19 protein-coding genes are annotated in these 23,955 nt (G+C 69.5%); 9 read left to right on the top strand and 10 right to left on the bottom strand.

From position 1 onward, the window contains the following. Positions 1-304: 304 nt before the first annotated feature. From ACIRRY_RS43840 to ACIRRY_RS43805, 8 genes are all read right to left on the bottom strand, one after another. Entirely contained in the window at positions 305-2,002 is a 1,698-nt protein-coding gene (locus ACIRRY_RS43840; protein WP_403984553.1) for an MFS transporter, read from the bottom strand. 505 nt (positions 2,003-2,507) lie between these two features. After that, entirely contained in the window at positions 2,508-3,125 is a 618-nt protein-coding gene (locus ACIRRY_RS43835) for a TetR/AcrR family transcriptional regulator (RefSeq protein WP_403984551.1), read from the bottom strand. Between the two features lie 285 nt (positions 3,126-3,410). Then, a complete protein-coding gene (locus ACIRRY_RS43830; RefSeq protein WP_403984549.1) occupies positions 3,411-4,043 on the bottom strand; it encodes a TetR/AcrR family transcriptional regulator in 633 nt (210 codons plus the stop codon). 332 nt (positions 4,044-4,375) lie between these two features. Next, a complete protein-coding gene (locus ACIRRY_RS43825; RefSeq protein ID WP_403984547.1) occupies positions 4,376-5,044 on the bottom strand; it encodes a response regulator in 669 nt (222 codons plus the stop codon). Beyond that, positions 5,041-6,435 carry a sensor histidine kinase gene (locus tag ACIRRY_RS43820; protein ID WP_403984545.1) on the bottom strand — a complete coding sequence of 465 codons (1,395 nt, stop codon included), beginning with the start codon at positions 6,433-6,435 and terminating at the stop codon, positions 5,041-5,043. The genes ACIRRY_RS43825 and ACIRRY_RS43820 overlap by 4 nt, the downstream gene beginning before the upstream one ends. Before the next feature lie 25 nt (positions 6,436-6,460). Beyond that, a complete protein-coding gene (locus ACIRRY_RS43815; protein WP_403984543.1) occupies positions 6,461-7,339 on the bottom strand; it encodes an ABC transporter permease in 879 nt (292 codons plus the stop codon). Then, entirely contained in the window at positions 7,339-8,268 is a 930-nt protein-coding gene (locus tag ACIRRY_RS43810; protein WP_403984541.1) for an ABC transporter ATP-binding protein, read from the bottom strand. Before ACIRRY_RS43810 ends, ACIRRY_RS43815 begins: the two co-directional genes overlap by 1 nt. A 244-nt stretch (positions 8,269-8,512) precedes the next feature. Continuing rightward, the gene (locus ACIRRY_RS43805; protein ID WP_403984539.1) at positions 8,513-9,223 is read right to left on the bottom strand and encodes a TetR/AcrR family transcriptional regulator; all 711 of its coding nucleotides are present in this window, start codon (positions 9,221-9,223) and stop codon (positions 8,513-8,515) included. A 533-nt stretch (positions 9,224-9,756) separates the two neighbouring features. On the opposite strand from ACIRRY_RS43805, the gene ACIRRY_RS43800 reads away from it, so the two are divergent. Both ACIRRY_RS43800 and ACIRRY_RS43795 read left to right on the top strand, forming a co-directional pair. Then, on the top strand, positions 9,757-10,704 hold the full coding sequence (locus ACIRRY_RS43800; protein WP_403984537.1) for a zinc-binding alcohol dehydrogenase family protein: 948 nt from the start codon (positions 9,757-9,759) through the stop codon (positions 10,702-10,704). 350 nt (positions 10,705-11,054) lie between these two features. Next, positions 11,055-11,408 (top strand): DoxX family protein, encoded by a 354-nt coding sequence (locus ACIRRY_RS43795; RefSeq protein ID WP_403984535.1) that lies wholly within the window; start codon positions 11,055-11,057, stop codon positions 11,406-11,408. 501 nt (positions 11,409-11,909) lie between these two features. Here ACIRRY_RS43795 and ACIRRY_RS43790 read toward each other — a convergent pair. Beyond that, positions 11,910-13,355 (bottom strand): carotenoid oxygenase family protein, encoded by a 1,446-nt coding sequence (locus ACIRRY_RS43790; RefSeq protein ID WP_403984533.1) that lies wholly within the window; start codon positions 13,353-13,355, stop codon positions 11,910-11,912. Positions 13,356-13,846: 491 nt separating this feature from the next. Then, entirely contained in the window at positions 13,847-15,292 is a 1,446-nt protein-coding gene (locus ACIRRY_RS43785; protein WP_403984531.1) for an aldehyde dehydrogenase, read from the bottom strand. Positions 15,293-15,804: 512 nt separating this feature from the next. Here ACIRRY_RS43785 and ACIRRY_RS43780 point away from each other — a divergent pair. From ACIRRY_RS43780 to ACIRRY_RS43750, 7 genes are all read left to right on the top strand, one after another. Further along, the gene (locus ACIRRY_RS43780) at positions 15,805-16,917 is read left to right on the top strand and encodes a Rieske 2Fe-2S domain-containing protein (RefSeq protein ID WP_403984529.1); all 1,113 of its coding nucleotides are present in this window, start codon (positions 15,805-15,807) and stop codon (positions 16,915-16,917) included. After that, positions 16,914-17,924, top strand: coding sequence for a PDR/VanB family oxidoreductase (locus ACIRRY_RS43775; protein ID WP_403984527.1), 1,011 nt, complete (start codon positions 16,914-16,916; stop codon positions 17,922-17,924). Before ACIRRY_RS43780 ends, ACIRRY_RS43775 begins: the two co-directional genes overlap by 4 nt. Before the next feature lie 80 nt (positions 17,925-18,004). After that, positions 18,005-18,892 (top strand): MarR family winged helix-turn-helix transcriptional regulator, encoded by an 888-nt coding sequence (locus ACIRRY_RS43770; RefSeq protein WP_403984525.1) that lies wholly within the window; start codon positions 18,005-18,007, stop codon positions 18,890-18,892. 119 nt (positions 18,893-19,011) lie between these two features. Next, positions 19,012-20,127: a cupin domain-containing protein gene (locus ACIRRY_RS43765; protein WP_403984523.1), complete on the top strand. Its 1,116-nt coding sequence runs from the start codon at positions 19,012-19,014 to the stop codon at positions 20,125-20,127. A 23-nt stretch (positions 20,128-20,150) separates the two neighbouring features. After that, the gene (locus ACIRRY_RS43760) at positions 20,151-21,059 is read left to right on the top strand and encodes a fumarylacetoacetate hydrolase family protein (protein WP_403984521.1); all 909 of its coding nucleotides are present in this window, start codon (positions 20,151-20,153) and stop codon (positions 21,057-21,059) included. A gap of 20 nt (positions 21,060-21,079) precedes the next feature. Then, positions 21,080-22,258 carry an FAD-dependent monooxygenase gene (locus tag ACIRRY_RS43755; RefSeq protein WP_403984519.1) on the top strand — a complete coding sequence of 393 codons (1,179 nt, stop codon included), beginning with the start codon at positions 21,080-21,082 and terminating at the stop codon, positions 22,256-22,258. Positions 22,259-22,321: 63 nt separating this feature from the next. Continuing rightward, positions 22,322-23,608 carry a PucR family transcriptional regulator gene (locus ACIRRY_RS43750; RefSeq protein ID WP_403984517.1) on the top strand — a complete coding sequence of 429 codons (1,287 nt, stop codon included), beginning with the start codon at positions 22,322-22,324 and terminating at the stop codon, positions 23,606-23,608. The last annotated feature ends 347 nt before the right edge of the window (positions 23,609-23,955 follow it).

Raw genomic sequence — 23,955 nt, 5'->3', positions numbered from 1 at the left:
GCCTTTGGAAGGCCAGGCTCGCCGAGGAGACTTTCGGTTCGGCTGCAAAGGCCACCGCATCCGGGGATCGTTGTCCGGATGCGGTGGCCTTTTGCCGAGGACGGCCTCGGGGGACGTCGGGTTGTCGCCCGAGGCCCGGGGCCTCCTTGTGACTGAGCAGTATCGACGCTCTCCTGGCTACCGCTCAGCCGCCGGGCAGCAACTCGGTGAGCCGGTAACCGCCGTCGGTTCCGGCGGTGGCGGAGGTAGTTGCTTCGCGACGAGGCTGCAGGGCTCGGCCGTGTCCATCGCGTACGAGCCGTCCTTACGGGAGGTGGCGCGGGCCACCTGGCGGCCCGCCGTGTCCAGCAGGGTGATCGCCGTGTGGTACGGGTGCGCCTGTGCTGTCCCGCGCCCGTTCGTGGATGGCGGCCGCACCGCCCCCGCCCGTGTCGAGGGTCCTGGTGGCCGGAAACGTGGCCATGGTGCCGGTCCGCCCGGCGGCATCTTCCTCGGGCACGGCAGGAGTCCTGGTCTGGGAATTCTCCTGGGGTGGGCTCGTGCTCTTCTTCCTACTGCGGAACATCAGCACTGTGACGATCAGCGCGAAGGCGAAGAAGGCGGCCGACCACCAGTAGGCGACGGCGTAACTGTGCAGCGCCGCCTTCGCCTGGACCAACGGGTCGGTCGAGTGGTCCTTCGCGTAGCTGGTGACGGCGCTGGCGGCCAGGGTGTTGAGCAGCGCGGTGCTGATCGCACCGCCCACCTGCTGTGTGGTGTTGACGGCCGCCGAGGCCACGCCCTGGTCTTCCTCCCGCACACCCAGGGTGGCGTAGCTCATCGCCGAGGGAATGATCAGACCGATACCCGCGCCCAGCAGCAGGATCGGCGGCAGCACGTGTGCCGCGTAGCTGCTGTGCAGATCCAGGCGGGTCAGCCAGACCAGGCCGCCCGCGGCCAGCAGCGCGCCGAAGGGCACCACCACCTTGGGGCCGATCTTCGGAAGCAGCCAGTTCGTCGCCAACTGCGACCCCACCATCAGTGCGCCCACCATCGGCAGGAAGGCCACGCCGTTCTTCACCGGTGAGTAGCCCAGCGTCGACTGCAGGTAGTAGGTGAGGAAGAGGAATACTCCGAACATCCCGGCCGACGCGATGAACAGGGCCGACAGGGCGCCGGCGCGGTCGCGGTCGGCCAGGATGCGCAGCGGCAGCACGGGGTGCTTCGCCCGGGTCTGCCAGAGGAAGAACGCCAACAGCAGGACGACACCTGCGGCGAGGAAGCCCCAGGTCATCCAGTTGTCCCAGTCGTGGGTCTCCGCGTTGGCGAAGCCGTAGACGATGCCGAACAGACCACCGGAGACAAGGACGACTCCGGGGATGTCCAGCTGAGGCCGTTCGGTCGGGACGGAGCGTTGGATGAAGAGAATCGCACCGATCAGCGCGGGAACCGCGATGACGTCGTTGACGTACAACGTCCAGCGCCAGTCCAGGTACTCGGTGAGCAGGCCGCCGAGGACCAGGCCCAGGGCGGCGCCGGAACCGGCGATGGCGCCGTAGATGCCGAACGCCTTCGCGCGTTCCTTGGCGTCGGTGAACGTCGAGGTGAGCAGGGAGAGTGCCGCCGGGGCGAGCAGGGCGGCGAACAGCCCCTGCACCGCGCGCGCGATCACCAGCATGGTGAAGCCGTTGGCCGCGCCACCGATCGCCGAGGCGGCGGCGAAGCCGACGATCCCGACGATGAAGATCGTCTTGCGGCCGAAGAGGTCGGCGAGCCGGCCACCCAGCAGCAGGAGGCTGCCGAACGCCAGGGAGTAGGCGGTGACGATCCACTGCCGCCCGTTGTTGTCGAACGCCAGGGCCTTCTGGGCGGACGGCAGCGCGATGTTCACGATCGTGGAGTCGAGCACCACCATGAGCTGGGCGAGGCTGACCACGGCCAGCGCCCACCATCGGTGCTTCGCTGGCGCGGGGATCTGGCCTGACGGCCCGGTCTGGGCTGTGTCGACCGAGGTGGATGACAAGGTGGGGACCTCCCCCTCAGGGGTTCGGATGGTTCGGTTGTGTGTGCACCGGTTGGACGACGATGTCCGAACGGCACGTCTGAATACGAGGGATGGCGGCGATCGAAGGAAGTGAGGGCCGCTGCCGGGTGCGAGGGAATGGGCTGCTCCGAGACGGTGGCCGCAGGGCCGCCGCTGTGGGGCGCCGTGACGCGCTGGGTACACACCCGCCATCGAAACGAAACTACTTCGTTTCGATACGATCCTAGGTTTACTCCAAGCGAAATGCAACCGTTTCGATGTGGGATTCAGTGATCCGGTGGTGAAGCGGGTGTATTGGAGTTCCGCCTGGGGCGGGCCTTGGGCTCCAGGCTGCCAGGTGCCGCGAGGATCGGCACGCCGGCAGATCAACAGGCGTGCACGCCGACGGGGGTGCGAGCCCCGCTCCGTCGCGTCACATCGAGGGCGCCGGCGACCGACTGGCGGCCGACGCGTCTGCAGAAGTGTCCTGTCCTCGGGGTGACCGTCAGGGCAGGGGCGCCGGATGTTCGAGGGCGGGCAGCAGCACGGCGTCCACGAACGACTTCAGATACTCCTCGTCGGCCTGGCAGCCCTCCATCATGGGGCGGGCGAGGGCGACGGCGAACATCAGGTGATGGGAGAAAGCGTGGCCCGGCGTACGGCTGGAGATCTCACCCCGGTCAGTGGCGCGCTGCAGGGCACGATCCAGAACTCCCCCGGCCGGATCGGCGAGTTGCTCGCGCATGATCCTTGCCAGCTCCGGCTGCCCGAGAGCGACGTGCGCCATTGCCGCCATCAGTTCGTGCTCAGTAGGAGCGATGCTCGCGAGTCGGTCGGCGAGTGCGTGCAAATCCCCGCGCAGGCTGCCTGTGTCGATGTCGGGATCCGCGTCGCGGGGCGGCTGCTGGTGTCGGAGGGCGGCAACGACCAGTGCGGGCTTGCCCTGCCACTTCCGATAGAGCGTGGCAGTGCTGCACTTGGCGCGGGCAGCCACCTCCTGCATGCTCAGCGCCTCGTAACCGACCTCCCGCAACAGCTGGACAACAGCCGCGTAGATCTCGCCCTCCCGCTCAGGCGTCAGGCGGGACCGTCTGCCCGACGCTGGATCCAGATGCGCAGACATCAATCTCCTCAGCGAGCGAAGCACTTCTTTTCGACAGTACGGTGCCTGACAGTATGTGACCTTGCTCCATGCGGTAACCGAACCGTGACCTCCGGTGCACGGGAGGCGTCGGGGCCAGACACTCACCCACGGTCGCCGAGCCACCTGCTTCGCCAGTGGGCCGGCCCGCCGGTATTGGCGACGCGGGCGGGCGAGGATCAACATCACGCCTGCGTACCGTCCGCGGGGGTCCGCTTGGGTCCGTCGTGAGGTCAGCTCTCTGCCGGGTCCTACAAGGTCTGGGTTTCAGCGCTGGAGCGGTGCGGGGCGAGCGAGGGCGGGAAGTAGGACGGCGTCCACGAAGCGCACCATGAATTCCTCGTCGGCAGGGTGTCCGTCCAGCACGGGGCGGATCAGACTGACCGCGACGATCACGTTGGAGCAGAAACGGCGAGCCGGGGTGTCGGCCGAGATCTCGCCGCGCGCGACGGCTCGGTCCAGGATCCGGTCCAGAAGCTCGTGCACCGGTTTGGCGAACTGGTCCCGCATCGCCCTGTCCAGCTCGCGGTCTCTGAGCGCGGCGTGGGCCAGCGCTGCCATCAGCTCGTGCTCCGACGGGGCGACCCTGATCGCGCGGCGCACCATCTCGTGGAGATCCCCCCGCAGGGTGCCGGTGTCCGCGTCCAGCTCCGGTCCTGGATGCGGCTGCTCGTGTCGCAGGGCGGCGGCAACCAGTCCGGCTTTGTCCTGCCATTGTCGCCACAGCGTGGCGGTGCTGCACTTGGCCCGGCCGGCGACCTCCTGAGCGGTCAGTGCCTCGTAACCCACCTCGCGCAGGAGCTGGACGACGACGGCGTACAGCTCGCCCTCCCGCTCCGGGCTCAGGCGAGTCCGTTTGCCGGGCCGCTCTGTGACGTTGGTGAGCAAAAGCTTCTCCATAGAAAAGAAATGATTTCGTTTCGATCCTAGGGAGGCGGCTGCCGAAAGGCAACGTGTCTCTGGGGTCCACGACGACATCCGGCACCGCCTGGCCGAAGCCGCAGACGCCGTGCCCCCGGCCGTTACCAACCGGGGCAGCCGCTCGCCGATGAATGGGAGGAAGTAGTGCCCGAGACCTGTGCCACCTCTCCCACCGCAAGGGCCTTCTCACTCACTGCGAGATGAACTTCAGGAAGCTGAACCGCGCACGATGCGCCATCGACACAGGGCAGTTGCCGTGTCCCTCGCGCATGCGCGTGACCGCGCCAGGCATTCCGGCCGGGCCTCGCGGGCTATGGCTTGGCCCTGACCAACCCGGCGTCGTACGCCGTGATCACTGCCTGGATACGGTCGCGCGCCCCGATCTTGGCGAGGACACGGCCGACGTGCTTCTTCACGGTGGACTCGGTCAGGACGAGACGTTCGGCGATCTCCGTGTTCGTCCAGCCCCGGCCGATGGCCACCAGGACCTCGCGTTCACGGTCACTGAGCGAACGCAGCCTGGGGTCCTCGGGTGCGGTGGCGCCGGCCGGTAGGAGGACCTGGTGGGCGTAGGCGTCCAGCAGACGGCGGGTCAGACGGGGGGCCACGACGGCGTCGCCCGTGGCGACCGCCCGGATGCCGGCGACGAGTTCCTCCGGGCGGGTGTCCTTGAGCAGGAAGCCGCTCGCACCGGCCCGCAGACCGTCGTAGGCGTACTCGTCGAGGTCGAAGGTGGTGACGATGAGGACGCGGGTGCGACCGCCGGTCGCGATGATGCGACGGGTGGCCTCCAGGCCGTCCATGCCGGGCATACGGATGTCCATGAGGACGACGTCGGGGCGGAGTTCGGCGGCCATCCGGACGGCCTCGGCGCCATGTTCCGCCTCGCCGACCGGCTCCATGCCCGGGGTGCCCTCCAGGAGCATACGGACGCCCATGCGCTGGAGGGGCTGGTCGTCAGCGATCAGAACGGTGGTCATCGCAGCGGTTCTCCCGGCGCTCTTGGTGTTCCTGGTGCCTCTGCTTCCGGCTGGCCGGGTGCGGACGGTACGTCGAGCACGACGTCCACGAGCCAGCCGTGGCCGGTGTCGCGCGGGCCGATGACGACGGTGCCGCCGTACATGGCGGCCCGCTGGCGGATGCCGACGAGGCCGTGGCCGGGGCCGCCGTCCTGTGCCGTTGGCTTCGGCGCCGAGGGTGCCCCGGGTGGTGTGCCGGTGTCGGCGACCTTGATGCGTACCCCTCCCGCCTCGGTGGCGAGGGTGACCTCGGCGGACGTGCCGGTTCCCGCGTGCTTGAGGGTGTTGGTCAGCGATTCCTGGACGATGCGGTACGCGGTGAGCTGCACGCCGCTGCTGAGAGCGTCGAGGTCGCCCACGGTCCGGTAGCCGACCGGCAGGCCCGCCGCCCGGACCCGGACGAGAAGGAGGTCCAGGTCGCGGATGCCGGGCTGGGGGCTGAGCGGAAGGTCGCCGCCGGGTTCCTCGCGCAGAACGCCCAGGACGCGGCGCAGTTCGCTCATGGCCTGGCGGCCGGTGTCGCCGAGGATGCGCAGGGCTTCGGCGGACCGCTCGTTCCGGTTGGCGGCCAGGGTGGCGGCGCCGTCGGCGAGGCTGACCATGACGGAGAGGTTGTGGCCGACGATGTCGTGCATCTCGCGGGCGACCCGGGAGCGCTCGGAGGCCGCGGTGAGTTGGACGCGTTGGTCATGCTCGATCTCAAGCTGTCTGGCGCGGTCCTCCAGCGCCGTCAGGTACATCTGCCGGATACGGAGTGTCAGGCCGGTGGCGACGGCCGCCGTCGCCGTGCCGAGCACGAAGAAGAGGCCGAGCAGCGGATGCCCTACCGGCACCATGACGAACACCGCCAGCACCGCCTCGACCACGGTCAGCGCGGCGGCCCAGCCCAGCACCCGCAACGACCCGTTCCTGGCCAGGGTGTACAGGGCGATGAGCGCGGCGATGCCGGTGGGCAGCCAGACGCTCAGTGACCACTGGACCAGGGACACCGACACGATCACGAAGTACGTGACCGCCGGGGCCCTGCGGCGCCACCACAGCGGAACGACGAGTGCGGCCACACAGGCGAACAGGACTCCGTACGGCAACTGGTCACGGACGTCGGCGTCATCGAAGGGGGTGGAGCCGTGGCCCCGCAGTACGGCCGGCAGGCTGAACAGGGCGACGGCCAGTACCACCGCGCTGTCGAGCAGCCATGGATGCCGGCGGTCCAGTCGCTGCCGACGGCCCTGGTCGCGCAGCAGACGGCCCAGAAGGGGGTGTCCCCAGGCGGCGTCGAACCCGGAGGACGGCGGCGGTGATGCCGTCCCCTCAGCCGCGTCCCCGGGGGCTGCCGCACGGTGCGCAGTCATGTACGCCATTGTCCCCGTGCCCAGGTCAGGCGTCGGACTTCGCGAGCCGGAAGGCCGCTCCGGCGAGAGCCAGGGCCACCCAGCCGGCGAAGACGGCGAGTCCCGCGCCGGGGGAGAGGGCATCGGAGGATTGGTGCAGGGCGTAGACCGCCGAGCCCGCGTTACTGGGGAAGTAGGGGTTGATGCTGTCGTAGAGGGAGTCGGGCAGCAGGTTGGCGAGGCCGGGCAGGATGAGCAGGATGCCGACCAGGGACGCGATGGCACCGGCGGAGGAGCGGATCAGGACGCCAAGGGCCACGCCGAAGACGGCGACCAGACCGAGATAGAGGCCGGCGCCGGCCAGGCTGCGCAGCACGCCGTCGTCGCCCAGCGAGAGGGCGATCTTCTCGCCGTCCAGGCCCGGGGTGCCCAGTTGGAAGGCGGCCAGGCTTCCCAGGGTGGTGAGGACCAGGGCGATCGGGCCGATCACGGCGGCCTTCGACCACAGGACGGGCAGTCGGCGCGGTACCGCGGTGAGGGTGGAGCGGATCATGCCGGTGCTGTACTCGCCCGCGGAGAGCAGCACCCCGAGCACGCCGACGGCCAGCGAGGCGAAGGTGACGCCGGTCAGGGCCAGGCTCACCGCGCTGCTGTCGGCGCTTCCCGCGCCGGGCGGTCCGGCGGTCGCGGTGGCGTCGGGGCTGTAGGTGTAGGAGGCGATCGCCCCGAAGAGGACCAGCAGGAACACGGCGACGCCCAGGGTGATCCAACTGGAGCGCAGCGACCAGAACTTGGCCCACTCCGAGCGCAGCACCCGCGGGCCGGTCACCTTGTAGCGGGTGGGGGACGTGCCGGGGCCCGGCACCGAGGACGGGTTGGCGTGCTTGCCGGGGCGCAGGCTGCGGCGGAGCGCGGTGTCGGGCATCAGGCGGCCTTTCGTTCGGTGTCGGCCGGAGCACTCTGGTACTCGACGACGTCGCGGGTGAGTTCCATGAAGGCCGCCTCCAACGAGACGGACTGGGGGGTGAGTTCGTACAACGCCACCCCGTGCTGGGCGGCGATCGCACCGATCTCGCGAGCATCGCGTCCGGTGACCAGCAGTTCCTCGGCGGAGGAGGAGCTGATCGTGACGTCGGGGCCGGCCAGCAACGAGCGCAGCCTCGTGGCCTCGGCGGTGGCGACCTTCACGCCGCTGCCGCCGGCCTCTCGGGTGAAGTCGTCGACCGTGGTGTCGGCGAGCAGCCGGCCGCGCCCGATGATCACCAGATGGTCGGCGATGAGCGCGGTCTCGCTCATCAGGTGCGAGGAGAGCATCACGGCCCGGCCCTCGTCGGCCAGCCCGCGCAGAAGGTTGCGCACCCACAGCACGCCTTCGGGGTCGAGGCCGTTGACCGGCTCATCGAGCATGACGATCGCGGGGTCGCCGAGCAGGGCCGCGGCGATGCCCAGCCGCTGACCCATGCCGAGCGAGAAGGCGCCCACCCGCTTGCCGGCCACGCTGGTCAGTCCGGCCAGCTCGATGACCTCGTCCACCCGGCTGCGCGGAATGCCGTGCGTGTACGCGAGCGCCATCAGGTGGTTGAACGCGCTGCGCCCGGGGTGGACGGACTTGGCCTCCAGCAGGGTGCCGATCTCGTGCAACGGCGCGGCGTGCCTGGTGTAGGAGCGGCCGGAGACGGTGACCGAGCCGTTGGTGGGGGAGTCCAGGCCGACGATCATGCGCATCGTCGTGGACTTGCCCGCGCCGTTGGGACCGAGGAAGCCGGTCACCTCGCCGGGCTTGACGGTGAAGCTCAGCTGATCGACGACCGTCTTGTCGCCGTACCGCTTCGTCAGTTCACGTGCTTCGATCATGGGAGGGGCCTTCCTGCCTCGAACTCGGCCGCGGATGCACCGCGGTGTCTGTGTTCTCGACGCTATGAGCGCGAACGGTCCGCTCTCTGGGACCACGGGGGAGTCTTCGGCGTCCAGTGGTACCCCGGTACCGTTGGGACCGGTTGCGCCGACAGCTCTCGGCGAGGACCCAGCGGATACTCGGCGAAGTTCAAGCCGGTTGTCGAGGAGTTCCTGCTCGGGCCGCGCCGCAGCGGTCGATGTGTCAGTCGTCCGTGACGGTCTTCGGCCGCAGGATTTCGACTGATCTGCCGGGCTCGCTGTACGCCGTCCCTCCGGGCCGCTCGGGCAATGCTCGTCTGGCCTGTTCGAGGCCGTCGAGGAGCAGGTCGAGGCCGAACCGGAACTCCTCGTACAGGGGTACGGACGTCAGGTCGTCGGCCGCGGCCGACGTGGCCGGATAGGCGGCCGGGTCCAGGGAGTGGTAGTAGGCCCGCAGGTGCACCTGATCGTCAGGGCGTGGTGTCCCGGGGCCGTGCTGCTGGATGGCCAGGCCGATCACGTAGTGCCCCAGTGCGGTGTAGGTGCGGCCGGCCAGGCCGGCCGGAAACCCATGGCTCAGCAGCAGCCCGATGAGCCGTTCCCGGACGCGCAGGCCGTTCGGGCCGACGTGGACCTGGGCCGCCAGCAGAGGCAGCGCATGAGGGTGCCTTCGCAGTGATGCGTAGAAGGAGTCCGCGGCCACGGTCGCGGCTTCCCGCCAGGACAGGCCGTCCATCTGCTCGGCCGGGACGCGTACGTCGCCCAGGATTCTGTCCGCCACGAGAACGAGTAGCTCTTCCTTGCTTCGCAGGTGACGGTAGAGCGTCGCCGTGCCCGATTCGAGGGCATCGGCGAGCATGCGCAGACTCAGCGTCTTGACCCCGACCTCGTCGATGAGCCTCAGAGCCGTGTCGACGATCCGATCGACGTCCATCGGGGGACGCCCACGCCGGTATGCGGGAGCGGGCGTCCGCCGTGCCCACCAGGCAGGACTGCCCGGAACCGGCGGTGCCTCCGAAGCCATGCAACGGCCCCCTTCAGCCGCAGTCCTGACTTGCCAGCGTCAGGAGGATTCATATTTATGGCGTCATCGTAGCCGTAATTAGGTCGGTGTGGGCTTCGGGTTCCGAGGTGATGGCGTTGCCTGTCGGGGACGCGGGCGGACATTCGGTGGCCGGCCGTGTCCATGGAGGGCGGTGGATTCGGCTATCGATGCCGGTTCGGGGCCTCCGGGCCCTCCGGCGTCGCGAGGTCGCTGCTGTTCGGAGGCTCGCGCCGGGCGACCTCGTGGCGGGTCGGCGACTGGACGGATCTGCCCGGTGGCGGTGGTCGTGAAATTATGGCTACACTGTATCCGTAAGGTGGTCGTCGGTACACGTCGACGTCCGATTGCCGGTCTTCGGCGTCCGCTCACCAACCGGAGCGATGCGGGAACCGCAGTGGATTTCCCAACCAAGGAGAGCAGTGATGAAGGCAGCAGTCGTGACAACGGCGGGCGCAGCACCCGAGTACCAGGACTTTTCCGACCCGCAGGGCGGCCAGGGTCTGCAGATCGTCGACCTGGTCGCCTCCGCGATCCACCCCATCGTGCGCCACAAGGCCTCCGGCGAGCACTACAGCAGCGACGGGCAGTTCCCGCTGGTGCCGGGGGTGGACGCGGTGGCCCGTACCGCCGACGGCGCACTGGTGTACACCGGCGAGATAGAGGCGCCCTGGGGCACGTTCGCCGAGCGGATGGCGGTCGCCATGACCCTCCCGCTTCCTGATGGCGCCGACCCGGTCGCGGTGGCGGCGGGCGTCAACCCGGGCATGTCGTCCTGGATGCCGCTGACCGCCCATGCGGACGAGCACGGCACCCCGGACACCGTGATGATCATCGGGGTGACCGGAGCGGCCGGCGGCCTCGCCGTCCAGAACGCCCAGGCACTCGGCGTACGACGCGTGATCGGCGTGGGCCGCGGCGTCGACGACCTCAAGCGCGTGGCCGGGCTCGGTGCCGAGACCGTCGAAATCGTCGGCGACAAGGCGGCGGACGCGGCGGCCATCGGCGAGGCCCTCGACGGCAAGGCACCGGGCCTCGTTCTGGACTTCCTGTGGGGCGGCGCGGCCGAGTCCGCGTTCCACGCTCTCGCGGCCGTGCCCGGCAACAGCGCCACCAGTTACGTGGAGATCGGCTCGGCCGCCGACGAACAGGCCGCCGTTCCCGCCTCGCTGCTGCGCAGCCGCCCCTTTCGCCTCAGCGGCAGCGGCATCGGCTCGTTCGACATGCGCCGCTACTTCAGCCAGGTCGCCGTCTACGTACAGCTCATCACCGACGGCAAGGTGGACGTGAACGCCCAGGCCTACCCGCTGTCCCGAATCAGCGAGGCGTGGGCGGCCCCCGCAGGACCCCGCCCGGTTCTGGTCGCCGGCTGACGAGGATCGACCACGGCATCGCCCGGAGTCCGCCGGATCTCCGACCGGCTGAGTGACGCTCCGACCGGTCCCGCCGGGCTCGTTGGACATCCGGGCGATGCCCCTCGGAGACGTGGCCCGGTCGGACATCTGTGGCGTCAGGAACTGACCAGAGCGGACGACCGCATCGGGGTGATCGAGGCGAGTGCCAGCCTTGTGCACCGGACGCTGCCCAGCGTCCCGCAGTTCGACACGCGCAGTCGTGCCTGACGCCGCCGTGTTGGCCCGGCGGCGCCCGTCTGCCGCCGACAGGACGGGACCACGCTGCGCCATGCCGCCCGACACCGATGCCGAAACCCCGGGAACGCCTCATGATCCTGTCCATTGTGCTCACCTGTCTCCTCGCCTTGATCTTCTCGGTGCTGGGCACGGCCGGAGCCCTGGCTCTGCCGAAGATGCGCGAGAAAGCCGCGGAGACCGGTTTCTCCGTCGCGGCATACCGCCGCATAGGAGTGCTGCAGATAGCGGGCGCCGTCGGCGTGGCACTCGGCCCGGCCGTACCGCTGCTCGGTGGCCTCGCCGGCGCGGGGCTGTTGCTGCTGCTCGCCGGAGCCGCGGTCGTGCACTTGCGCAAGGGGGACGGGATGGCCGAACTGACCCCCGCAACGGTTTGCGCGGTGCTGGTCGCCGCCTATCTCGCGGTTCTCTTCACCTGGAGCAGATGAACCTTGCTGGTCAGCCCGCCCCGCGAGCGCATCGTAGGCCTACAGGCGGGCGGTGACGGGCGTAGACGGCCTGCCAAGACTCGCCGTCCGGAAGGTCAGGCCAGGGTGCCCTGTTCCTGGCCCCGGAGCGTCCCCGTTGACCACCCCGCGGTGATCCGCCCCGTGCCCGTCCCTCTGCCCGCCGGCCTGTCGCGTCCAGCAGGAGCGGGGCGAGCTCTCGCCAGTGCGCGGCTCTGAGTCCGGGTCGCCGCACCATGCCGGCGTCTTGCCCGGCGGCCGATGAGATCTGGGGCCCACCTGGTCAGTGCCGCGGCGACCACGCCCGCTGCGCTGTGGCGGAAGACGGCGGTGATCGCTTCCCCACCCGATTTCGACCGGTCCATCGGTAGAGACTCGCAAATCCAGGGATGGCGCCGGCTGTGCCATCCCCACCGGCGCGCCGTGATACGCGCAGTACACGGCATGCCGACCAGGACGGATGCAATGTTTCGCTTCTTCGGGTCAGCCCTTGCTGATGGCGGCGTCGAGTTCGGCGCCGGGTGCCCAGTTTCCGTGGAAGCCCAGCGGCATCCGATGGTTGAGCTTGATACGTGCGACGGGAGTGCCGGTGAAGTCCTGGGCGTTCTGGACGACGACCTCGCTGCGGTCTTGTGCCGCGTCGTACCAGGTGCTCAGCACCCAGCCGTCGTCTTCGGCGGTGGCTCCCTCGCGAGGGACGAAGACGGGTTCGTTGGGAGCGGTCAGCCCGGGGATGGTCTTCAGTTCGGTGCGGTCGGCGAGGAAGTCGTGTTTGGCCAGGCCGTCGGTGAGCCAGCGGTCTGCGTCGCGGGTGGTGGCGTAGTAGCCGAAGCGGTGGGCGCGGCCGGCGTGCTGGTCGTTGATCCGGGGGAACTCGCCGAGCAGGTCGGTGAGCTGCTTCTGGGAGAACCCCCCGGTCTCCAGATTCAGTTCCCAGCGCCAGGGGGCGGCCCGCATCTCCCTGAACCACTTGTTCCAGTCGCCGTCCGACGGAGTGTTCTTGATCTCGTCCGCCGTCATGCCGAACCGGTCGGTGCGCTGCCCGTCGATGATGACGGTCGAGCCCTCCTGGTAGGCGTTGAAGAAGTGGGTCTGCATGAAGGTGTCGGGGGCGTCGATCCACTGGACCTTCCCGCTGCGGCGGTGCATCACCGCGAAACGGGTGACCTCCAGCGTCTCGGGCTCCCACACCGCCGCGGGCAGACCACGCATGAGGTTCTCCACGCGCCACATGCTGGGGCTCACCAGAAAGATCGCGTAGTCGTCCGTGACCACGTAGTCGTGCAGGAGCGCGGGGACACCGATATCGATCTTGTGGGTGTCGAGTACGTTGCCGTGCCGGTCGGCCCGGTACCAGGTGACCTCGGTTCCGAAGGCGCCGAAGAACAACATGTCGCCGTTGTCCGGATCGACCTTGAAATGCGCGGTGACAGGACCGGAGACCGCGCCCTTGAAGTCGTAGCGCTCGTTGACGGTCTCCAGGTTGTCCGGCCGTAGCTCGTGCGGGACGTCCACCTCGGCGAAGACCAGGAGCCGGTCATCGAACAAGGCGACGTTGGTGTTGGCGGGGTTCTTGAAGAACGGGCCACCGGCCGGCGGGGGCACCGGGTTCGTCATGCCGTTCATGAGCCCTCCGAAGACGGCCCGGCCTTCCTGCATCTCGAGCTTCAGCCCGGCTGTGGCCACATACCGGTTGCGGAAGGTCGCGCGACCCTCGCGCAGGTAGATGCCGTACACCATGCCGTCACCGTCGAACCAGTGAAGGCGATTCGGTTCGATCGGCTGGTAGAGCGAGCTGGCACTCGTCATGAACAGGGCTCCGCTGAGCTCGCTGGGCAGTTCCCCCTCGATCTGCAGATCGAAGGCCACACCCTCCTGACGCCAGGGCGTGTACGGCCCGTTGAGGTACATGTTGTCCGTGTCCCACATTCGACTCACCATTTCTCGATCAGTAGCGGTAGATGGATGTGACGTTCTGGCAGCTCGCCACGCCTTCGGGTTCGAACTCCCGGCCGATACCGTCGGCCTTGATTCCACCGGAGGGCGCGGACAGGTCGGGAAGGCAGCCGGTGATGCCGATCGATCCGGTCTTGACGGCGGATGCGACGGCGTAGGCCCGCCCGGGGTCACCGGCCGCAGCAGCGCCGCACCTGCCTGGGTGACGACGCGGCCACCGGTCGTGGACCTGTGAGGGCGACCTTGTCGATGCCGGAGTGCGACACCATGGGCGCCGAGTTCGCGGCCGTCCGGGCAGGAAGCCGAGTACGCCTGCGGTCGCGGCGGCGTCGGCCTGCAGTAGCCCGTCGAGCACCGTTTCGGATGACGGCTCGACCACGTCCGTGCGGCCTGAGGCCAGGGCGGGGGCCGGGCGTCTGGGTGGCCTGCAGCAACCGGGGGTTTCCTGCAGGCACCGACGGGCGTCACAGGTAGATCGACTGTGTCTGCAGGTAACCCGCCAGGCCCTCCGGACCGAACTCGCGGCCCAGTCCGCTGGCTTTGACGCCACCGAAGGGGGCGACAGGGTCGGGGAGATAGTGGTTGATGCCGATGGTGCCGGTCTGGACGCGGCGGGCGACGGCCGCCCCGCGGTCCGGGTCGCTGGTCCAGACGGTGCCGCCGAGGCCGTAGGCGGAGTCGTTGGCGATCCGGACGGCGTCGTCGATGTCCGTGTACGGGATGACGGACAGAACGGGGCCGAAAATCTCCTCCTGGGCGATCGTGGCGCTGTTGTCGACGTCCGCGAAGACCGTCGGCTGGACGAACCAGCCCCTGTCCAGCTGTGCGGGGCGGCCGCCACCGGTGGTGACCCGGCCGCCTTCCGCCCGTCCTTTCGCGATGTACGACTCCACGCGCTCGCGCTGCCGCGCCGTGGCCAGGGGGCCGATCTGTGTGCTCTCGGAGAGCGCGTCGCCGATGGTCAGGGATTGCGCCAGGGCGGTGAAGACATCCACGACCTCGGCATAGCGATTGCTGGGGGCGAGGACGCGGGTGCCGAGGAAGCAGGTCTGCCCGTTGTTGATGAGAGTGGCCCCGAACAGGTCCTGCCCGATCTTTGCCAGGTCCAGGTCGGCGTCGTCGAGGACGATCGCCGCGGACTTGCCGCCGAGTTCGAGGGTCACCGGGCGCAGGAGACGGCCGCACACCTCGGCGATCGAGCGGCCCGCGGCCGTGGAGCCGGTGAAGGCGACCTTGTCCACACCGGGGTGTGCCACCAGATAGGCGCCGACCTCCCGGCCCGCGGGCACGATGTTGATGACGCCCGCCGGCACCTCGGCCTCCTCGGCGGCTTCGGCGAGCAGGAAGGCGTCGAGGACGGTCTCGGGGGACGGCTTGATGACGAGCGTGCAGCCGGCGGCCATCGCGGGAGCGATCTTGAGCATGGTCAGGGTCTGCGGGAAGTTCCACGGGGCGATGGCCGCGACCACCCCGACGGGGTTCTTGCGAACCTCGACGGACCCTCCGAGCAGCGCGGGCCGGGTCTCGCAGTCCTGGAGTTCACGGGCGAGCTGCGCGTAGTACCGCAGGATGGCCGTGGGGAAACCGGCTTCCAGCTGGCGGGCGACCGTCGCCGGCATACCGTTCTGGCTGCTGACCCGCTCCACGAAGCCGTCGGCTCGCTTCTCCATCGCGACGGCCAGGCGCTCCATCACCTCGGCCCGTCGGCCGGGCTCCCAATGGGCCCAGCCCGCGGGCTCGTCGAAGGCTCGGCGGGCGGCGGCGACCGCGGTGTCGATGTCGGCTTCCGCTCCCTCGGGGACCTGGCCGAGCGATTCCTCGGTGCTGGCGTTGACAGGGGTGATCGTTCGATCGGTGTGCGGGGCGATCCACGCCCCACCGATGTAGAGGGTGTCGTAGCGCACGTTCATCTCGCGGCTCCTCGTGTGCGTGAGGGATGAGCTGTGGACTGGGAACTGATCTGGCGGAAGTCGAAGACACAGCCCATGGCCGGTGCGTCCCACGCACTGCTCGGGCGACGTCTGCATCGCTGCACCGGGGGTGCTCGACGCCCGGATGCAGGCCGTGGCGGGATGACGGGTGTTGCCGTCCTGGGAGCCTCCGACGGTTGGGCCGGCGCCCTCGAAGCCGTACGTCGCACTGCGCTCGACGGGATGAGCCGGTGAGTGCGCGACGGCGTCCGGGACGTCCGGGAGGTTCACGATGAACCCGTCGCGGCACCAGCGGATCGGGCTCGCCGTCCAAAGATCGAGCGGACTGTTGTACGGCGGATACAGAATCCGGCCGCACGGCGTCTTCATGTGTTTCCGGGGCTTGACGTCGCTGTTGCCTGGACGGCCAATGGTCTTAACGGCACGAACTTTTCTGTCCGTTGACCTCAGGAACCTGACGAACGAGCGCGACTCACGGCAAGGGGGCCGGCATGTCCGTTTCCACATCACCACCCGTTCCGACGACCGAGTCGTTCACCGACCCCGGATGGCCGGCCAACGGCTGGTACGCGGCGGCGCGCAGCGAAGAGCTGGGGCCCGCGCCGCTCGCCCGCACGATCTGCGGCCACAACCTGGTGATGTTCCGGCAGGCGAGTGGCCCGGCCACGGCGCTGGCGGACGCCTGCTGGCACAAGCTGGCCCCCCTGTCGCGCGGCACCGTGCGGGGGGACACGATCGTGTGCCCGTACCACGGTCTGCGGTACGACGGACGTGGGCGGTGCGTACACATGCCCGCGCAGGAGACGGTTCACCCCGGCGCGGCGGTGCGCGCCTTCCCGCTGGTCGAGCGCCACGGGCTGTGCTGGGTGTGGACGGGGGACCCGGCACTGGCGGACCCCGCGGAGATTCCCGACTTCCACTGGAACACCGACCCGGAGTGGGTCAGCGCCGGCTCGTACATGCGCCTGGACTGCAACTACAAGCTCATGATCGACAACCTCATGGATCTGACCCATGAGGAATTCGTGCACGCATCCACCATCGGCAACGAGGCGCTGTCCGTGGCCCCGTTCGAAGTGACCCACGGCGAGCGCACCGTGACGGTCACCCGCTGGATGACCGGCATCGAGGCACCGCCGTTCTGGGCCGGCCAGCTGCAGAAGGACTGCCTCGTCGACCGCTGGCAGATCGTCCGCTTCGAAGGCCCGTCGGTGGTCAGCATCAACGTCGGGATCGCCCCGACCGGTACCGGCGCCCCTCAGGGCGACAAGTCGCAGGGGGTCGACGGCTACGTGCTGCACGCGATCACACCCGAGCGCGACCACTCCTGCCACTACTTCTGGGCCTACGCCCGCAGCTACCGTACGGACGAGGCGGGGCTCACCGAGAAGCTCGTCCAGGGCGTCGGAGGCATCTTCGCCGAGGACAAGGCCATCCTGGAAGCCCAGCAGGCGGCCATGTCCGACAACGCGGACAAGATCTTCTACAACCTCAACCTCGACGGCGGAGGACTGTGGGCCCGGCGCGTCATCGATGCCCGAATCGCCCAGGAACGTCGCGCGGAGAGCCGTGAGAACCGTGAGAACGGACAGGACCCTCGATGAGCAGCAGCCCTGTGGACGCGGCACGCGTCACAAACGTGACGCCCGCCGCGGACGGCGTCGCGCTGATCGAGATCGAACCCGCCTCCGGCACCGTCCCGTACCCCACCGGCGCCCATGTGGTGGTGGAGGTCCTGGTCGGCGAGCGGCCGCAGACCCGCTGCTACTCCCTGGTGGGCCAGGCTCCCGCTGACGGCGCCTATCGGGTCGCGGTGCGGCTGCAGCCGGGCGGCAGGGGCGGCTCCACCGCCATGCACCGTCTGGTTGCGGGGGACCGGATCCGGATCAGCCGTCCGGTCAGCGGCTTCGAACTGTCCTGGGGACAGCCCGCGTACCTGCTGCTTGCCGCCGGAATCGGGATCACCCCTCTGCTCGGTACGGCTCACGCGCTGCACCGCGCACGGGTGCCGGTGCGGCTCGTCTACGCGGGGCGCTCCCGCTCGTCGATGCCGTTCCTGGACGAGCTGAGCGAACTCCTGGGGGACAACCTGCGGGTGTGCGCGGACGACGAGGGAGCCGACGACATCGACCTTGCTGCCGAGTTGGCCGGACTGCCTTCCGAGGGCGCGGCCTACATGTGCGGTCCGGTCGGCTTCATGGACGCCGTGCGGCGCGCCTGGCTCGAGCAGAAGCGCCCTGCGGGCCTCCTGCGGTTCGAGAGCTTCGCCTCCGGCGCCGGCCAGGACGCTCAGACCTTCACCGTCGAGGTGAGCGAGACCGGCGAGCGGGTGACCGTGCCCGCGGACACCTCCATGCTGGACGCCCTGCGCCTGGCCGGCGTCGACATGATGTACGACTGCCGGCGCGGCGAGTGCGGCCTGTGTGCGGTCCGGGTGGTCAGCTGCGACGGCGTCCTCGACCATCGCGACGTCTTCCTCAGCGACCGGCAGAAGGCGGCCGGGGCACGCATGTGCGTGTGCGTCTCCCGCGTCATGGGTGGCGGCGTGACCGTCGACACCGGGCTGCGCCCCGATCCGGAGCGCTACCTCGGCAGGGCGGCAACACCGTGAACGAGGTGGCCGCTGTCCCCCTTCGGCCGTCGGCTGGGCAGGCTGCCACGGCAGAGGGCGGACCAGGGGCTCAGGGACCGGTGGGTGCGATCCCGGGCGAGGACGTCTTCGCCGTCGGCGGTCTGCTGCGCACGCTGCAGCAGGTCCATGACACGCTGTGGCAGAGACTGGTGCCCGGCCGGCAGACCTCGCCCCAGTTCGCGGTGCTGCACAGGCTCAGTCTTCGTCCCGGCATCGACCAGCGCACTTTGGGCGCGGCACTGAGCCTCGACAAGGCCACGGTCGCCGAACTCGTGGCGCGCATGGAGCTGATGGATATCGTCGGCCGTGAGCGGACCGCCGGCGACGGCCGTCGCAACGCCCTGCACCTCACCTCTGCGGGGAAGGCCGCCTTCCTGTCCTCCGCGCCCTGGGTCGCGCAGGTACAGCTGCGACTGGCCGAGCCCCTGAGCGAGGACGAACGGCAGCACTTCCTGTGCCTGATGAGGACCGTCACCGGCATCGAAGCCGACACCGCCCCGGCTGCCGGGCGCGCGCCGGGACTGGTCGGCCTGCCCGCCGACCCCGCGCGCATCCCCGGCCATCTGATCCGCGTCGCCCAGCAACTGCACACCCGGTACTGGACGGAGACCGTCGGCACCCGGCCGACCTCCCCCCAGTACGGGGTGCTCTACCGGCTGACACGAGAACCTGGCATCGACCAGACCACCCTCGCCGACCGGGTGTCCCTGGCCAAAGCGCCGACGGGAGAGATCGTCAGACGGTTGATCGACCGTGGCGAGGTCCGCCGCGAAGGCGATCCGGCCGACGGGCGCCGCAAGCTGCTCACGCTCACGGACACGGGACTACGGGCGGTACACGATGCGATGCCCGCGGTCCTGCACGTCCAACGGCGGCTGACAGAGCGGCTCACCGCCGACGAACGGGACGAACTGCTCGCACTGCTGCGTCGGATGAGCACGGTGTAGCCGTCCTGCGGTGCAGGGCTCTGTCCCCATTGGCCTACCTCTCAGCAAGTCGTAATGACACGAACTAACAAGAGTCTTCCGCCAGAAGTGACACACACTACGAAGATAGGGAGCCGGGTATGCCGACCCGACGATTCGACGCAACCGATGACGGCGCTCTGGACGCCCTGTACGCCGACGTCGCCGAGAAGTACCTGCAGCCGCTGTGGGAGTTGAGCGGGCTGCTGACCCCTACCCCGACGGTCAGGGCCGTGCCCTACCGCTGGCGCGGCAAGGACCTGCGTGACCTCGGTGAGCGGGCGGGCGAACTCGTTCCGGTCGGCCGGGGCGGAGACCGGCGCGTGCTGTCCCTGAGCAATCCCGGCCTGGGCGGCGCCCCGTACGCCACGTCCACGCTCTGGGGCGCCGTGCAGTACCTCGGCGCCGGCGAGACCGCCCCCGCACACCGCCACACCCCCGCCGCCCTGCGCTTCGTCCTGGAGGGCGAGGGCGTGTGGACCCAGGTCGACGACGACCCGCTGCACATGGCCGCCGGAGACCTGATCCTTACTCCGAGCTGGACCTGGCACGAGCACCACAACCCCGGGGCCGCCCCGATGACGTGGTTCGACGCCTTGGACCTCCCTCTGGTGGAGGCGCTGGACGCGGTGTTCTTCGAGCCGGGCGCCGGGCGCACCGCCGAGCCGGCGAACCCCGGGGGTTCGGCCTCCGAGCCTTCGGCCCCGGGACGTTCGGCCTCCGAGCGGCACTTCGGCGGCGGTCCGGGACTGCTTCCCGGTGGAGCCACCACCCCTGCACCCGCGCACTCCCCGCTGCTGCGGTACCGCTGGACGGACACCGACCGGGCGCTGAACGGCCAGTTGCACGACTCCGCCTCCAGTGCCGCCCGTTCCGGACATGCGCATGTCAGGTTTGCAGATCCCACCAACGGCCGGGACGTCATGCCCACGATGCGCTGCGAGATGCACCGCTATCTGCCCGGTCACACCGAACCCGAGGAGCGCCGCACCGGTTCCTCCCTCATCGCGGTCTTCCACGGCACCGGCGCCGTCGTCCTCGACGGCGTGCGGTACGACGTCGCCCCCGGTGATCTGATCGCCGTCCCGTCGTGGACCTCCCAGCGGGTGGTCGCCGACCAGCGGCTGGACCTGTTCGCGGTGAGCGATGCCCCCGTTCTGGAAGCCCTGGCTCTCTACCGGACCGAACAGGTCCCCGCCGCCACCGACACCTTCTGACCGACTCTCGCAGGAGCAACATCATGCGCATCGCACGCTTCGACGACGACCGCATCGGCGTCGTCCTAGACGACCGAGTCCTCGATGTCACCGACCAGCTTGCCGGACGCCTTCCCACCGCCCCCCGCAGTCTCATCCGCCGCCTGATCAGCGACTTCGCCGCCGTTCGCCCGCTGCTGGACGACATCGTGGACGCGGCCGGTCCCTCTGCCGGACTGCCGGTGGAGAACGTACGGCTGCTGGCCCCCGTACCCGACCCGACGAAGATCGTCGCGGCGCCGGTGAACTACCGCGACCACCAGTCCGAGATGAACGAGGCCTTCCACATCAGCGCGCTCGGGTTCTTCCTGAAGTCGCCGTCCTCGCTCCTCGACCCCGGCGGTACGATCCGGCTGCCCTACACCGACCGGCGTTTCGACCACGAGGCCGAGTTCGCGCTCATCGTCGGCCGGCGTGCCAGCCACGTCACGCCAGAGCAGGCGCTGGAGCACGTCTTCGGCTACACGGGCCTGATGGACATCACCATGCGCGGCGGCGAGGACCGCTCGACCCGCAAGTCCTTCGACACCTTCACTCCGCTGGGCCCGTGGATCGTCACCCCCGACGAACTCGGATCCCCCGAGGACGTGGAACTGGAACTGACCGTGAACGGAGAGCCGCGGCAGAAGGCCAACACCCGTGACCTGATCTGGTCGGCGGCCCGCTTCCTGTCCTACGCCTCCACCGTGACCGTGCTCGAACCCGGTGACGTGGTCACCACCGGGACGCCCGCCGGCGTCGCCCCCATTGAACACGGCGACACCGTCGAACTACGCGTGGACCGCATCGGCAGCCTGCGCGCCGCCGTCAGCGCGGACGGCGCCGTGCCCTGCCCGACCGGCGGTGCGGACCGCGGTCCAGTTCCGCCGCCCGCACTCGAGCGCCACAAGTGACCACGATCCAAGGAGCCCTCATGACCACCACCGAACGCACCGAGCTGCTCATCGTCGGCGGCGGCATCGGCGGCATGGCCACCGCGCTGAGCGCCGCCCGCGCAGGACGCCCCGTCCGGCTGCTGGAACGCGCGCCGGCCTTCACCGAGATCGGCGCCGGTCTCCAGGTCGGCCCCAACGCCATCCGTGTCCTGACGAACCTGGGCCTGTACCCCAGGATCAAGGAGGTCGCAGTCTTTCCCGAGCGCGGTGTCTTCATGGACGCGGTCACCGGGAAGTACCTGACCGCGCTCGACTTCGGCCCCGCCTTCCGCGAACGCTACGGGGCGCCGTACGTCGTCCTGCACCGCAGCGACCTGCTGGACGTCCTCCTTGATGCCTGCCGCGACAACGACCTGATCACCCTCGAGAACGGCAAGGAGGTCACCGAGGTTCGCGACGAGGGCCGCACGGTGCGCGTCGAGTGTGCCGACGGCAGCGCCTATGACGCGGATGCCGTGATCGGCGCCGACGGCATCAACTCCCGCGTGCGCAAGCTGCTGTCCGACGACGAACCGGTCACCTCCGGGTACGTGGCCTACCGCGGCACCATGCCCATGGGCAGCGCTGCCGTGGACGTCTCAGGGGACGACGTCGTGCTGTGGGTGGGACCAGGCATGCACCTGATCCAGTACCCGATCCGGCGCGGTGAGCTGTACAACACCGTCGCCGTCTTCCACAGCGACGCCTACGAGCAGGGCGCCGCGGAATGGGGCAGCCCCGCGGAACTCGACGCCCGGTTCTCCACAGGATGCGAGGAGGTCCGCCGCGGTGTGGCGCTCATCGACCGCAGCCGCCACTGGAAGACCTATGACCGCGACCCCCTCGACCGCTGGACCACCGGCCGGGTGACCCTCCTGGGCGATGCCGCCCACCCCATGCTTCAGTACCTGGGACAGGGTGCCTGCCAGGCGTTGGAGGACGCCGAAGCCGTCGGCCGCCTGCTCGGCGAGCACGGTGACAACTATGCCAAGGCCTGGACCGCCTACGAGCACGAGCGCCTGCCCAAGGCGTCGCTCTGCCAGACCACCGCCAGGACCTGGGGCGAGATGTGGCACACCGACGGCATCGGCAGGACGCTGCGCAACCATGTCTTCAGCAGCCGGTCCGCCGACGACTACAGCCACACCGACTGGCTGTACCTGCCTGTGGGGGCCTGACACCCCTACCATGAAGAAACCAGGGCACGGCACACATGACCTGGGACAATGCGAGGGAGAGCTGTGCGGGGCCCAGCCGACGACATCGCCGCCGCGATCGCGGTACTGAGCCCCGTCCAGAGACCGGGTGCCGCTCCCGTGCGCCCGACCCTGGGGTCGGAAGTACTCGAAGAGGCGACCGACATCCTTGGTCCCGGACCGGTTTCCTGGGCCGTGGAGTGGAGCGCCCGTGCCCTGGAGGTGATCGTCCGCCAGGAAGCGGAGCGCACCGAGCTGCCTGTCCTTGCCATCCGCCGTGCGGCGGAGGCGTTGCTCCTGGAGATCCTCGCCCGACTGGGCGGACACGATTTCCAACCGGGCGTCGCCGACAACTACCGCCAGATCGCGGCTTCCGCCGCCGAGCAGGCGGTTTCGTTCGAGACCGTGGTCCACAGCATCCGCGACTGCCAGCGGATGTGGCTCGAACAGTTGCTGTCACGCGTGCGTACGAGTCTGGCCGCCGAGGCACTGGCCGCGCTGACTCTGACCGTCGCCGAGGTGACCGACATCGCGATCACCCGGATCGTCGGTGCCTACCTGGCCGAACAGGACCGTCTCGCCCAGGGCAGGGCAGCTCGGCGGCGCTCCACCGTCCAGGCCGTTCTCGAGCGTCGACCGGTCGGCACCGACCGTATCGAAGGTGATCTCGGCCTCACCCTCGCCGACCATCACATCGGCGTCGTGCTGTGGCGCCCCGGCGGGGCGACGGGAGCCAGGCTGAGCCGGGTCGCCGCCCAGCTCGCCGGCCGTGTTCCCGGGGCCACGCTGCTCACTGTCGCCGCCGACGGTGAGTACCTGTGGGCCTGGCTCAGCCGTGTCCAGCGTCCCAATGCGCGTGAATGGCAGGATCTGGTCTCCGTTCGCCCCGGACTCGAAGGAACACGGGTGGCCCTGGGCCCCCCTGCCTCCGGTACCGAAGGCTTCCGTCGCACCCACCTGCAGGCACTCGACGCGGCACGTGTCGCCCAGGCCCGGCCGGGACCGGACGACGTCATCGACTGGCAAGCCATCAGCCTGCTGGCTACGGCCCATCCCGATCCCGAACGCGTCCGCTGGTTCATCGAGGAGACTCTCGGCCCCCTCGCCGCCCACGACCGGGCCGCCGCCGAACATCGCGCGACTCTGCTCAGCTACCTCCATAGCAGCCAGAGCCTGGTGCGCACCGCCGAAGAACAGCATGTGCACCGCAACACCGTCGTGTACCGGCTGCGCCGTATCGAGGAGTTGCTGCCGATGCCGCTCGCTGATCACCGCCTGCAGATCCACTTGGCCCTGCAACTCGCTGACGGATACGACGCCTTGCTTGAGTGACCGTGTTGAACCGGAGGTCGAATCGGCCCCTTCGGGATCTCCAGCGGGCGAAGACGGCGAGGAGCTGGTGCGCGGGTGCCCGGTTGCTCTCCCTGGGGAAGCGGGAGGCGAGGGGGGTTGCCGAGCGCAGCGCTGATGCGCTCAATCGTCACCACCGCATCGAACCGCTTGCGGCGTGCGTACTTCTCGGCCTCCGCCTGCCACCGCAGGACGTCCGGTCTTACCCGGACACCGGCCCTGTGGGCACCGGGCTGCATGCGCGGTTGATTGTGCTGCGGGAGGGGGCGTGTGCAATGGCCTACTCCTGCAGCACTTTGGCTCCAGGCGTAGGTCGTCTACAGGGGCAC

The organism is Streptomyces sp. NPDC101776 (assembly GCF_044766845.1).
Classification (GTDB): domain Bacteria; phylum Actinomycetota; class Actinomycetes; order Streptomycetales; family Streptomycetaceae; genus Streptomyces.
Note: the sequence above shows the minus strand (reverse complement) of the source record. Positions and strands in the feature narration are given on the sequence as shown.